At 36.5% G+C, this 12,695-nt stretch carries 11 protein-coding genes, 1 tRNA gene and 1 pseudogene; 9 read left to right on the forward strand and 4 right to left on the reverse strand.

Translation table 11 applies throughout. The annotated features are described in order from the left end of the window. Positions 1-39: 39 nt before the first annotated feature. The 5 genes from EK417_RS14455 to EK417_RS14475 all read left to right on the forward strand — a co-directional run bounded on the left by EK417_RS14455 (position 40) and on the right by EK417_RS14475 (position 6,799). Entirely contained in the window at positions 40-837 is a 798-nt protein-coding gene (locus EK417_RS14455) for a hypothetical protein (protein ID WP_076596705.1), read from the forward strand. Between the two features lie 198 nt (positions 838-1,035). Then, complete coding sequence (locus tag EK417_RS14460; RefSeq protein ID WP_136522538.1) at positions 1,036-3,138, forward strand: FIDD domain-containing protein; 2,103 nt, start codon at positions 1,036-1,038, stop codon at positions 3,136-3,138. A gap of 85 nt (positions 3,139-3,223) precedes the next feature. Next, positions 3,224-3,814, forward strand: a complete 591-nt coding sequence (locus EK417_RS14465; protein WP_136522539.1) for a DUF1572 family protein — start codon at positions 3,224-3,226, stop codon at positions 3,812-3,814. A 66-nt stretch (positions 3,815-3,880) separates the two neighbouring features. Next, the gene (gene mtaB / locus EK417_RS14470) at positions 3,881-5,227 is read left to right on the forward strand and encodes a tRNA (N(6)-L-threonylcarbamoyladenosine(37)-C(2))-methylthiotransferase MtaB (protein WP_136522540.1); all 1,347 of its coding nucleotides are present in this window, start codon (positions 3,881-3,883) and stop codon (positions 5,225-5,227) included. 54 nt (positions 5,228-5,281) lie between these two features. Then, on the forward strand, positions 5,282-6,799 hold the full coding sequence (locus tag EK417_RS14475) for an FMN-binding glutamate synthase family protein (RefSeq protein ID WP_136522541.1): 1,518 nt from the start codon (positions 5,282-5,284) through the stop codon (positions 6,797-6,799). A gap of 63 nt (positions 6,800-6,862) precedes the next feature. On the opposite strand, the gene EK417_RS14480 is transcribed toward EK417_RS14475, so the two are convergent. Then, entirely contained in the window at positions 6,863-7,630 is a 768-nt protein-coding gene (locus EK417_RS14480; RefSeq protein WP_136522542.1) for a hypothetical protein, read from the reverse strand. 55 nt (positions 7,631-7,685) lie between these two features. Between EK417_RS14480 and EK417_RS14485 the strand changes: the two genes are divergently transcribed. Further along, the gene (locus EK417_RS14485; protein WP_076596711.1) at positions 7,686-8,123 is read left to right on the forward strand and encodes an RNA-binding S4 domain-containing protein; all 438 of its coding nucleotides are present in this window, start codon (positions 7,686-7,688) and stop codon (positions 8,121-8,123) included. Between the two features lie 19 nt (positions 8,124-8,142). On the opposite strand, the gene EK417_RS14490 is transcribed toward EK417_RS14485, so the two are convergent. Further along, the gene (locus EK417_RS14490) at positions 8,143-8,658 is read right to left on the reverse strand and encodes a shikimate kinase (protein WP_047428102.1); all 516 of its coding nucleotides are present in this window, start codon (positions 8,656-8,658) and stop codon (positions 8,143-8,145) included. 115 nt (positions 8,659-8,773) lie between these two features. Between EK417_RS14490 and EK417_RS14495 the strand changes: the two genes are divergently transcribed. Next, positions 8,774-8,846, forward strand: a tRNA-Lys gene (locus tag EK417_RS14495). Between the two features lie 161 nt (positions 8,847-9,007). On the opposite strand, the pseudogene EK417_RS14500 reads toward EK417_RS14495, so the two are convergent. Both EK417_RS14500 and panC read right to left on the reverse strand, forming a co-directional pair. After that, positions 9,008-9,118, reverse strand: a pseudogene (locus EK417_RS14500) (ISAon1 family transposase); the annotation flags it as partial. Between the two features lie 111 nt (positions 9,119-9,229). Further along, the gene (gene panC / locus EK417_RS14505; protein WP_076596712.1) at positions 9,230-10,078 is read right to left on the reverse strand and encodes a pantoate--beta-alanine ligase; all 849 of its coding nucleotides are present in this window, start codon (positions 10,076-10,078) and stop codon (positions 9,230-9,232) included. Between the two features lie 170 nt (positions 10,079-10,248). Here panC and EK417_RS14510 point away from each other — a divergent pair, with 170 nt between their 5' ends. Beyond that, the gene (locus tag EK417_RS14510; RefSeq protein WP_076596713.1) at positions 10,249-11,019 is read left to right on the forward strand and encodes a glycogen/starch synthase; all 771 of its coding nucleotides are present in this window, start codon (positions 10,249-10,251) and stop codon (positions 11,017-11,019) included. A 13-nt stretch (positions 11,020-11,032) separates the two neighbouring features. Then, complete coding sequence (locus tag EK417_RS14515) at positions 11,033-12,676, forward strand: DUF4270 family protein (protein WP_136522543.1); 1,644 nt, start codon at positions 11,033-11,035, stop codon at positions 12,674-12,676. Positions 12,677-12,695 lie beyond the last annotated feature (19 nt).

The raw sequence follows: 12,695 nt of genomic DNA on the forward strand, positions 1-12,695 counted from the left end.
TGGCTGCATGTGTTCTTTAATTAAATAAAAAAATCACACATGAAAAAGACTTTTTCTGAAGAAGATCTGGTAAAGAATCTTAGTTTATACTATCTTAATCGGCATTTGAAAAAAAAGCCAATGGAAAAGTATCACCGTACCATAGATGAATCTCCGCTGCATGACCGTGAAAAGTACAGAAAGAAATCCGAGATTCTTCTTCTCAACTCTTTTATGCATCATTTTCCCGAAGTGAAATTTGAAAACCTTACCTGCGAGAGTCCAGACTTTATCGCCAAGTTCAACGACAAAAAAATCGGAATAGAACTTACCGAAGTAATCAATCATCTGGAAATGAAAAAAGTAGAAAGTACTTTGAATAAAATGTTCCGTCAGGCAGAAATACTATTAGAACAGGAAGACACTACGAAATATCGTGGTGTTTATTTTTTGGAATTCCACCCGGAAACGAAATTTGACAATCTCGAAGTACAGCAGGAAAACATCATCAGTATCTATAAAAGCATCAAAAAAAATAAACCAGCAGGCTGTGTGAAAAGTCTGAGAAAATCTTTCCACCGCAGAAATGTCTTTATTACCCATGAATACAGCATGAATCTGTTTGATGAGCTTTGCTCGGAAAAGATTCTTGAACTTATTGAAAAAAAGAATGAAAAATTCCCATATTATGACACCTCTGTGGATGAATGCTGGCTGGTTATTGTTTCCGATATGAATTCTATTGCCTCAAGATATACTTTCATTCAGGATAAAGAACATCTGAAAGAAGTAAAAAGCCCTTTCCATAAAATATTTCACCTGGAAAATCTCTGTGGAAATATTACAAGTATAAAATAAAGTGAATATTTTATAGATTTGATTATTTGTTGTGTAATTTGATATAATATAGATTATTTTAAATTATTTGATGTTTTAATTTATAATAGTTTAAAATTATTTATATTTTATTGTTTTTAATTAAAATAAGGTTATATTTGATGGGTATTGATTATCAATACAATGTGTAACTGATATAACCATAAAAACATTAAATCTATGAGGAAACTTCTACTTTTCATACTTCTATGTCTCTCTCATACTTTCTATGCTCAGGCAGACTGTGCTACTGCACTCTCCGTTTGTGGAAATTCAAATATCACGTATAGTCCTACCGGATATGGTAATATAAAAGAATTGGTAAACTCCGGAAGTTGTATAGATTTTACGGGAGAACACAACTCAATCTGGTATAAAATTACAATCGCTACAGGAGGTACACTTACCTTCGACCTTGTTCCGAATAATCCGGATGCCGATTATGACTGGGCGATTTTTGGCCCTAATGTAACCTGTGGAAGTTTAGGGTCGCCGATACGTTGTAATGCAGCAACAGTTATCGGACCCGGACCCGCTACAGGATTGAATATGACAAGCACAATTTTAAGCGCTGCAGGAGGTTCTCTGACTCCTTATTGTAGATATCTTGATGTTTTGCCAGGGCAAACGTATTACTTGTTTATTGACAACTGGGTGAGCAGTACCAGTTCCACTACAGCTCCATTTTCTTTAACGTGGGGAGGAACTGCAACACTGGCTTCACCATTTACAGATCCGGCTATTCAGACACAGCCATTTAATCCTCCCGGAATTCCGGCTGCAAATCCTGCTGACCCAAGAGAAGTGGTCATTTGTTCTGCTACAGCTTTATTCGATTTTTCTACATTATCCTCAGGAATTCTTAATGGAAATCAAAACTTTGGGGTAAGTTATCATCTGAGTCAGAATGATGCCTTAACGGGGAATAATCCCATTACAACACCTATCACGGTAAATACGACAACTGTCTATTACTACAGCATCAATTATACCGATCCAACCAATACGTCTAATCCGCTCAATAAATGTAAACAGGTTGGATTATTTAAATTTAAAAATGGGTCTATAACAGTGAAAAATGCAACTTTAACCCAATGCAACAATAATAATGCAGGCACAGCTTTATTTGATTTAACCACAGCAGATGTTATCGCCAACCCGAACGTTACAAAGAAATACTATCCTACAATGGCGGATCTCAATACCGGAACCAATGAGATTACCACCCCAATGGCATTTGTCTCTGCAGAAGGTATTATCTACGTGAAGGTGATCTCAGAATTCGGTTGTACCGCTGTAGCAGAGATTACCCTGAAATTTTATCCGGTTGTGGTAGTGAATGAAACAACTTTGAGATCATGCTTCATCGAAGCCAGCCCCTCCACAGCTTCTTTCAATCTTGTTAATGCTTCGGTAACCGGCCAAACTAACCCTGCAAAAAAATACTATCCTTCATTGACAGATGCTGTTAATCAGACCAATGAAATCCTGAATCCCAATAATTACATTGCACCTAATGGATTTGTGTATATAAGAGTTTCTAATGCTCAGGGATGTTATAATGTGGCTAAGGTTACTTTAATTGTTATTCCACCTGTATATTCTGATAAACTTAAAGATGTGACTATTTGTGCAGAAGATCAGACCACTCTGGACGCAGGTCCCGGATTTAAAAGCTACGAGTGGAGTACAGGAGCAACTACACAAACGATCAAAGCCGGAATAGGAGTATACTGGGTAAAACTTAAAACAGGAGAATGTGTTACAACACAAACGGTAAAAGTACTTCCTTCCGAACAGCCTGTTGTTTCCGGTATCGATATCTCGAACAATACCATCACAGTATCTGTAATAGGAGGAACTCCGGCATATAAATATTCAATAGATAATATCATCTGGCAGGATTCCAATGTATTCAGTAATCTTTCAAGAGGAGATCATAAAGTCTATGTAAAAGATGCTTATGACTGTGATCCGATAGAAATAGGAATTGTTGTCCCTAATCTGATTAATGTGATAACACCCAATGCAGATGGAATAAATGATGTGATTGATTATTCAGCCCTGGCAAACAAACAAAACCTGATCATGAATGTCTTCGACCGTTATGGAAACAAAATCTTCCAGGCAGACAAATCCAATGGCTATAAATGGGATGGTACGCAGGGAGGAAGAAGAGTACCTACAGGAACATACTGGTATTCTATCACATGGAATGAAAATGATAAAAAGAATACTGCACTCAAATTCACAGGTTGGGTATTGGTGAAAAACAGAGAATAGTCAATAAAATAGATAGAAAAAACCACTTCAATTGAGGTGGTTTTTATTTTTAAAAGTTTTTAAATTAGATATCAAAATAGAAAGAATGAAAGACCTGTTTGTAAAACGTTTTGAATACTATAAATCTCTTGGTGATAAAACCTTTGAACAGTTAACAGATGAGCAGATGTTCTGGCAGTATAATGAAGAAAGTAATTCTATTGCCATTATTGTGAAACATCTTGCAGGAAATATGCTTTCAAGATGGACCAATTTCCTGACCGAAGATGGTGAGAAATCCTGGCGTAACCGTGACGGAGAATTTGTCAATACCTTTACCACTAAAGAACAGGTTCTGGATTTTTGGGAACAAGGCTGGCAATGCTTTTTTGATGCTCTTGAGAAAATAAATGAGGATAATCTTTATGCGTCAACCTATATCAGAGGAGAAGCACATCCTGTGATTGATGCAGTTCTTCGTCAATTGGCACATTATCCTTATCATATAGGTCAGATCGTTTATATTGCCAAAATGATAAAGAATGAAGATTGGAACACGCTTTCTATTGCCCGAAACCGATCTCAGGAGTTTAATACAGAAATGAAAGCCAAATTTTCAGGTCAGGATCCAGCTCCCAATTCATCATCCGTCTGCTTTCAAAACAGCCCCGAAGTAAGAGATGAATATAAACAATAGATTGAATCAATCTTGAATTCTTATTAAAATTACTATCTTTGCACCCATAAAATTCAGGAGTAACAAATGTCTACTTTTCACAGAACTGCCGCGTTTCATACACTGGGCTGCAAATTAAACTTTGCAGAAACATCTACTATTGCCCGTCAATTAACAGATGCAGGTTATGATAAGGTAAGCTTTGATGAAAAAGCGAATGTGTATGTTATCAATACATGTTCTGTGACAGAAAATGCTGACCGTGAATGTAAACTTCACGTGAAAAGAGCAATGAAAGCCAATCCGGAAGGGCTGGTGGTAATTGTTGGATGCTATGCACAGCTGAAACCTGAAGAAATTTCACAAATTGAAGGAGTGGACCTGGTTTTAGGTGCAAAAGAAAAATTCAATATTCTGAGCTACCTGGACGATTTGGAGAAATCTGAGAGTGAAGGCGTAGTGCATTCATGTGAAATTGAAGAAACCGATTTCTTTATCGGAAGTTATTCTATTGGGGACAGAACCAGAGCTTTCCTGAAAGTACAGGATGGCTGTGATTATAAATGTACCTACTGTACCATTCCTTTAGCAAGAGGAATTTCACGTTCCGATACCATCGAGAATGTTCTCAGAAATGCCACGGAAATCGCTGCAAAAGACATCAAGGAAATTGTTCTTACAGGGGTGAATATCGGTGATTATGGTAAAGGAGAATTTGGAAATAAAAAACACGAGCATACTTTCCTTGATCTTATTTCAGAACTGGATAAAGTGGAAGGAATAGAAAGAATCCGTATATCTTCTATTGAACCCAATCTTTTGAAAGATGAAAGTATTGAACTGGTTTCCAAAAGTAAAAGCTTTGTTCCGCATTTTCATATCCCGTTACAATCCGGAAGCGATGATCTTTTGAAAAAGATGAAACGTCGTTACCTGACCAAACTGTATAACGACAGAGTCAACAAGATCCGCGAGGTAATGCCTGATGCGGCTATCGGTGTAGATGTTATTGTAGGATTCCCGGGAGAAACAGAAGAAAGATTTATGGAAACCTATAATTTCCTTAATGAGCTTCCTATCACCTACCTTCACGTATTTACCTATTCTGAAAGAGAAAATACGGAAGCTGCCGCTATGGACGGAGTAGTTCCTGTAGCGGAAAGAAAAAAACGTAACAAAATGCTGAGAATTCTTTCTGAAAAGAAGAAAATGGCATTTTATCAGACGCAGTTGGGAAAAACGCTTCCTGTTCTTTGGGAACATGAAAATAAGGACGGGAAAATGTTTGGTTTCACAGAAAACTATGTGAGAGTCCAGAAAGACTTTGATCCTGCATCCGTAAACCAGATCGAATTTCTAAATTTAGAAAAAATCCTGTCAGATGGCACGGTTTCTGTGCAATCTTCTTACCAAAATTTTTTAGCAAAAGCGTAGGCTCTTTGCTAAAATTCCACTAAATTTATTTTTAAACTTTTAAATACTACATTCATGAGAGATAAGTTTTTATCTTGGGGAATTGTATTAGTAGTTGCTACATGGATTATAGCAATACTGATCAGAGCGCATTATTGGATACCTACGCTGTTATCCGCAATCTATGCATTGGGTGTTTACAATGCTTACCAATCGAAACATGCTATTTTGAGGAACTTTCCTGTATTGGGATACTTCAGGTATTTTTTCGAAAGTATTTCACCCGAAATGCAGCAATATTTTATTGAAAGGGAAACAGACGGGAAACCATTTCCAAGAAACCAGCGTTCTGCAGTATACAGACGTGCAAAAAATTTAAGTGATACGGTAGCTTTTGGTACGCAGCTGGAAGTAAATCACAGAAAATATGAAGGGATCAAGCATTCTATTTATGCAAAATCACCGTCAGAAGAACTTCCGAGAGTATGGGTGGGAGGAGAACAGTGTACACAGCCTTATCATGCTTCTTTATTGAATATCTCAGCAATGAGTTTCGGAGCATTGAGTGACAGAGCACAGATCTCACTGAACAGAGGCGCAAAAAAAGGAAACTTCTATCATAATACAGGAGAAGGTGGGATTTCACCTTATCATATGGAAGGAGGAGACCTTTGCTGGCAGATCGGAACAGGGTATTTCGGATGCCGTGACGCTGAAGGAAAATTCAACCCTGAATTATTCACAAAATATTCAAACCTTCCTAATGTGAAAATGATTGAGATCAAATTATCACAGGGTGCAAAACCAGGACATGGAGGAGTGCTTCCGGGAGTAAAAAATACACCGGAAATTGCAGCCATTCGTCACGTAACACCGGGAATGACTGTTATTTCACCGCCATCACACAGCGCTTTTTCTGATGCTGCCGGATTGCTGAGGTTTGTACAGCAGTTAAGAGACCTTTCAGGAGGAAAACCGGTTGGTTTTAAACTTTGTATCGGTGATACCAAAGAATTTGAAGATATCTGTGTACAGATGAATGTTTTGAAAATTTATCCTGATTTCATTACCATAGATGGAGCAGAAGGAGGAACAGGAGCCGCACCGCCAGAATTCTCTGATGGAGTAGGGATGCCATTGGAGCCTGCTTTGATCTTTGTAAACAGAACGCTTAATAACTATAATCTGAGAAGTAAATTAAGAGTGATTGCCAGCGGTAAAGTTCTTACCAGTCTTGATATTCTGAGAGCCGTTGCTATGGGAGCTGATATGTGTAATAACGCCAGAGGATTTATGTTCTCTTTAGGATGTATCCAGGCATTGAGATGTAACTCAAATAACTGTCCTACGGGAGTAGCAACCCAGGATAAAATGCTTATTAAAGGACTTGATGTGACGGATAAGGCCGAAAGAGTATATCATTTCCACAAAAATACACTTCATACCTGCAATGAACTGATTGCTGCTGCAGGAAGAAGTTCTTATGAAGAAGTAGACGCTACCATGTTTATGAGAGGAGATGAATTTGATCACCTTGCAGATCTTTACTTCCCGGATATTTTAGGAAATGTAAAACAGAAGGCAAGATCGTAATCCATATTAGATATAACAAAAAACACCGTCATTAAGACGGTGTTTTTTTATATTTGTTTGCTTTTATTGTTGTTCTGGTAGTTGTTCCTCACCACTCGGTCTGCTCTCTCGTCCATAAATCTGAAAGTTGAACACAAAAGATTTATTTCTGTAAGACGTATTTAAATACGGATAATGAGGATTTCTTGCAAAAGCAGCTCTGGAAGGGACAATAATGACGCCTTGTAAGTTATATGGTGTTTCACCGGTAAGATTATCAAATGCTTTGAACTTCTGTAAAGCTTCTCTGAAACCAGAAATTTGATAATAACCTGCTTTTTTTGCTGCATCAGGGCTAGTAACGGGGCTTAATATTGATCTTTTTACATAATAATACATTGGATCAATAACAGGCACACCTGTTCCGTCAATGGTATTTAAAAAAGCAGCTTTTGATGTAAATGAAGTGTTTCCATCAGAATTAACTGCCAGATAAGAGTATGCTCGTCCCATAATTTTGATAATATCAGTGCTACCAATCGTTTTTTCATCAGCTGGTGCAGGCTGAGCACCATTTCTCATAATATAGATTGTTCCTGAAGGAAGCGTTACAGGCGACAGTTCAGATAATTTCTTTTCAGTATCGTCTGCTGTGTCCGTAGAGCTGAAAGCTTTTATATTACCCTGTGCATCCAGATAATTCTCATCCATGAATTTTTTAATGGCCTGATCATCATAGGTGTTTTGTGTAGCGATGTCTTCCGGTTCTACATAAGTATCAATTGTATCATCTTTTTTACAGGCAGAAAAACACAAAGATCCTGCAAGGATATATAAAAATATTTTTTTCATTTCAAAAAACTTTAATTACTTTACAAATAATATAACGGCAAAAGTATAAAAAAATATGAGAATAGATAAATTTTTATGGAGCATTCGTTTTTATAAGACGAGAAGTATTGCAGCAGAGGAGATTAAAAAGAACAGAGTTTCTATAGGAACATCTGCCGTAAAGTCATCTAAAGAGGTAAAAGAAGGAGATACTATTAAAATCCGTAAGAATCAGATTGATTATAAAATAAAAGTAATTCAGATCCCTAAAAGCAGAATTGGAGCCAAGCTGGTGCCTCTTTATATTCAGGACGTAACAGATAAAGAACAATACGAACTGTTGAAACTCCGTAAAATGTCACAGGACTATTACAGAAACAAAGGTGAGGGAAGGCCTACCAAAAAAGACAGAAGAGATATGGATGGTTATGTAGGAAACGATATCGACTCCGATTTTACAGACTGGGATGATTTCTTTGGAGAGACTGGCGGTGAAGATGAGGATGAAGATTAATATAAAAAGTAGAAAAGCTCTAGAGATAGAGCTTTTCTATTATTTCGTTAACGATGTCTTCCGGTTCTCTGGAATCTGTCCCGACAGTGAATTGCGCCTTGCTGTAAAATTGATTTCTTTCAAATAAATGTTTGGCAATAAATTCCGGCAGGTCTTCATCAGATATATTGGCAATTAGTGGCCTTTTTTCTTTCTGTTTTGAAAGCCTTTCAACCAATGTTCCTACTCCGGTTCTTAAAAAAACACTCTTGGAGTTATGATTAATGATTTCCATATTATTATAATATACCGGAGTTCCTCCGCCCAGACTTAAAACTACATTTTCTTCCGAAGCCAATATCTCTTCAAGTGCCTCTCTTTCTAGCTTTCTAAAGTAAATTTCTCCCTTTTTCTCAAAAATTTCCGGGATGGTTAATTTATTTCTTCTGGAAATCTCTTTATCGAGATCGATTAATTTAAAATCTATTTTTTCGCTTAATATTTTGGAAATGTGAGATTTGCCACTTCCCATGTATCCGATCAATGAAATTACCATGAATTTTTTTTAAACAAATTTGCGAAAAAGTTTTGAGATAAAGAAAAAAGTCATATCTTTGCACCACTTAAAACAAGGGACATTACTTAAATGAAAACTTGTTACACAAGTGGCCGACTCGGTAGCTCAGCTGGTAGAGCAATACACTTTTAATGTATGGGTCCTGGGTTCGAATCCCAGCCGGGTCACAAGTTTACTGAAAAGTAAATTTTTTTCATATTAATATTTTGTGATTTGGTGTTTCAAAGGCTTCCTTCAGGAGGCCTTTGATTTTTTTATGTAATGAGCTAAACTCATTCTTTTCGTTCGTTATTCAATAAAAAGGAGGATCAAGCGCAAAATTTGGGGACTAGGCAAAAAGTTTAGCTAATCTGAATAAGAAGAATGCTTTGTCTTTTACACCTCTGAGCTGCATTCTGAAGTTTTTTATTTTGGCATTGAAGGATTCAGCAGCAGCATTGGGGATCAGTCTCAAAAGTTGGGGGCTAAGCAAAAGGTTGAGTTATCTGAAATAAAAATCCCCAACTGTATTTAATAGCCGGGGAGTTATATTTTTTATAATTCCGAAATGTTAGTCCAGGTGCATATTGTCAATTAATCTTACTCCATCTACTACCACTACGATGAAGGCCCTGAAATTTCTGTCTTTGTAGAAAAAATCAGTCTCCTGTAATGTGTTTTCATCGGCAATCAGAAAGTATTCAAGCTTCATACCCTGCTGATCATCAAAAATATCGGCTACTCTTTCCTTAATTTCTGGAATACTAACGGTTCTGAACCAGTCATTTACTTTTTTTAAAGTCTCGTAAATTACTTTAGAAGCTTCTTTTCGGTCTTCATGAAGTCTTTGGTTTCTTGAGCTTAGTGCCAGTCCGTTTTCTGCCCTGTAAATAGGAACTCCGGTTATTTTAACGGGAAGATGTTTTTTCTCCACCATTTTTTTAATAATAGCAAGCTGCTGAAAGTCTTTTTCACCAAAATAAGCATTGTCAGGCTTTACCTGTCTGAAAAGCTCTTCTACAACAGTTCCTACTCCGTCAAAATGACCCGGCCTTGATTTTCCTTCCATCTCATTTTCCAATCCATCAAAATCATATCGCTGGCTTTCGGCTTTCTCAGGGTAAATATCAGTTACCTCCGGAATATAAACAGCATCTACAAGACCTGAATTCTGAAGAATAAGTATATCTCTGTTAATATCTCTTGGGTATTTTTCAAGATCTTCAGGATTGTTGAACTGGGTTGGATTTACAAAAATTGAAGAGATTACAAGATCATTTTCTTTTCTTGCCTCTTCATACAGAGAAAGATGGCCATTGTGCAGGGCACCCATAGTAGGGGCAAAGCCAATTCTTTTTCCCATTTCTTTCTGTCTTTCAATGAAATCCTGAAGGACTTTTCTGTTTTTTAGAACTTCCATAGTTTATTTTAATACTATTTCAAAAATACTAAAAATATCGCATAATAATATGGGGTTTTAATAATTTGAAAAGGGAATTTTCGTAAAAAAATGTTAATTAAAATAATGTTGGATGTTTTTTTGTAATTTTGCACATTAAAGCATTTTTACAAAAATTAGATAGAAAGTTTATGCCGAATCAAAAAATACTGTACATTACTACAGAGATGTATCCATATCAGGAAGATACAAATATGGCTGCAGTGGTAAACAAAATGGCACTTAAGATGCACCAAGAAGGCAATGATGTAAGAGTTTTTATGCCAAGATTTGGACAAATAAGTGAGAGAAAATTCCAGCTTCATGAAGTAATCCGTCTTTCAGGGATGAATATTATTATCAATGATCTGGATCAGCCTCTGATCATTAAAGTAGCGTCTCTTCCGGGGGAAAGACTTCAGGTCTACTTTATTGACAATGAAGAATACTTCAAAAGAAAACAATATTATTTCGATGATGAAGGAAACCCTTTCGAAGACAATGACGAAAGAGCTATTTTCTTTGCCAGAGGAGTTATTGAAACCATTAAGAAACTAAACTGGGTGCCGGATGTTATCCATTTAAATGGATGGATGTCTTCTTTTGTTCCAATTTATCTTAAAACTTACTACGAATCAGATACTTATTTCAAGGATGCAAAAATTGTACTTTCTCTTTACAATGAGAAAGATGCTGAATTGGACAAAAAGATCGATGAAAAGTTGCAGTTTGATAATATTTCCGGATTAAAAGCGTTAGATAACCCAACTATTAAAAGTTTTGTTATCGAGAGTATGAACTATGTAGATGCCGTTGTAAAAGGTGACGAGTTTCTGGATGAAGACCTGGATAAGGCTTTCAACGAAACAGCAGCCCAGAAATCGGAATATCTGGACATAGATTCTATAAATCAACTTTATTAAAAACACATTTTTAATGACTCATAATCTTAAAAAGACCTTCGCCATGCTTTTATTGGCGATTTTTGGAAGTACATTCCTTTATAATTGTGAACCAGATCCGGATTCTCTTGGTGAGCAGCTGTTTAATGGTGATGCAGCGCAAGGTAACGAAATTGCATATCCTGTTATAGCATACAATTATAACAACAACGATTCAATCAGAAGTGATGCTTCAAGACTGATCAGTGGATTGAACGAATCAGGTGCTACTACAAATGTTGCTGTTCTTGGGGCCTTTACTGAAAGCCAGTTTGGAATGCAGAGAGCATCTTATGTTACTCAGCTGAGAATGCCGGTAGATAATTTCGACTTCAATGGCGCAAATCCAAAAGTAGATTCTGTAGTTCTTGTAGTGAGACCACCTGCCAATACAGCTGCGAACACCTATTTCTTTGAAGGCGATTCATTAAAGACAAATACATACACAAAAGCCGATTTTCCGGTAGACGGAGTAGCTACAGAAGTTTCCATTGAGAAAAAAACTTATCCTGTTCGTAAATACGGTAAAATAGGGGGGGCTTCAAAATCAATGAAAATCAATGTACACGAAGTAACTACGTTCTTAGATGCAAATAATGATGCTCTAAAACGTTCCAATGCATCAATAAGTACTGGAGAGCTGTTAGGTTCAGGAGTATTTGATGGGAACGTGAGTTCTTTATCTATTACAAAAAAATCTGATAATTCAATTGTATTCTCAGGAAACTTAGGATTCAGAATGAAGTTAAGTAATACAAATTTTTTCCAGACTCATATTCTTGATAAAAAAGGAAAACCTGAGCTTCAGGATGCTGCTAACTTTATCAGATATTTTAAAGGAATAAAAATTTCTGTGGACGAAACGGATAGATATCTGTATCAGTTCTCTCCTAATGACTTGCAGGTTATCATGTATTATAAATATGATAAGACAGACAACGGAACAACCACAAGACCACAGACAACACTTAATTTCAACCTAGGAAGCGCTAATGCACATATCGGGTTGTTTGAATATAACAGAACCGGATCTGCTGTTAAATACGCAGTGGACAATAGTACCCCTGCTGAAGGAGATGAAAGACTTTTTGTTCAGGGAATGGGAGGCCCTTCTGTGGTAGTGAAAATTAAGGATGAGACTATTAATGAACTTAAGGAAAAGTTAATCACAGATAAAGTAGGTATTGTAAGTGCTAAGATCAGAGTATATCTGGATCCTGCAACATGGAAAAATACTGGTTCTACTGAAGATCGTAAGTTTACACTTTTAAACAATACATTAAATGCGGGTAAAATTGATTACTCAAAGTTAACATTCACTTCAGATCTTACAAACGGACTAGGTTTATATTATTATAAAGAGAATCCTGGTTATTATGATTTTGTAGTTACAAAAACAGTCAAGGATATTGTTGAAGGAAAAACAGAAACAGTAGGAGATGCTACACAGCCGATTGTTAATAAACCATTAATTATCAATGCAGGAGCATTTGCAGCAAGTGCTACAGGAACCCTTTTGGGAGTTCGTAACACAACAAGAGCATTTGATATGAACAGAATTATTCTGACAGGAGTAGCTAAAACAAATGCGAATCCGAAGAGAATCCAGCTGATGGTGACTTACGGAACGAAAAAATAGAACACGATAACAAACAACA

Source organism: Chryseobacterium candidae (genome assembly GCF_004916905.1).
Taxonomy (GTDB): domain Bacteria; phylum Bacteroidota; class Bacteroidia; order Flavobacteriales; family Weeksellaceae; genus Chryseobacterium; species Chryseobacterium candidae.

Coding starts and splice junctions, on each gene's coding strand:
- EK417_RS14490 (WP_047428102.1), bottom strand. CDS start 8,658: ATGGTAATTTCATTGATCGGATACATGGGAAGTGGCAAATCTCACATT.
- mtaB (WP_136522540.1), top strand. CDS start 3,881: ATGTCTACTTTTCACAGAACTGCCGCGTTTCATACACTGGGCTGCAAA.
- EK417_RS14455 (WP_076596705.1), top strand. CDS start 40: ATGAAAAAGACTTTTTCTGAAGAAGATCTGGTAAAGAATCTTAGTTTA.
- EK417_RS14485 (WP_076596711.1), top strand. CDS start 7,686: ATGAGAATAGATAAATTTTTATGGAGCATTCGTTTTTATAAGACGAGA.
- panC (WP_076596712.1), bottom strand. CDS start 10,078: ATGGAAGTTCTAAAAAACAGAAAAGTCCTTCAGGATTTCATTGAAAGA.
- EK417_RS14510 (WP_076596713.1), top strand. CDS start 10,249: ATGCCGAATCAAAAAATACTGTACATTACTACAGAGATGTATCCATAT.
- EK417_RS14465 (WP_136522539.1), top strand. CDS start 3,224: ATGAAAGACCTGTTTGTAAAACGTTTTGAATACTATAAATCTCTTGGT.
- EK417_RS14460 (WP_136522538.1), top strand. CDS start 1,036: ATGAGGAAACTTCTACTTTTCATACTTCTATGTCTCTCTCATACTTTC.
- EK417_RS14515 (WP_136522543.1), top strand. CDS start 11,033: ATGACTCATAATCTTAAAAAGACCTTCGCCATGCTTTTATTGGCGATT.
- EK417_RS14475 (WP_136522541.1), top strand. CDS start 5,282: ATGAGAGATAAGTTTTTATCTTGGGGAATTGTATTAGTAGTTGCTACA.
- EK417_RS14480 (WP_136522542.1), bottom strand. CDS start 7,630: ATGAAAAAAATATTTTTATATATCCTTGCAGGATCTTTGTGTTTTTCT.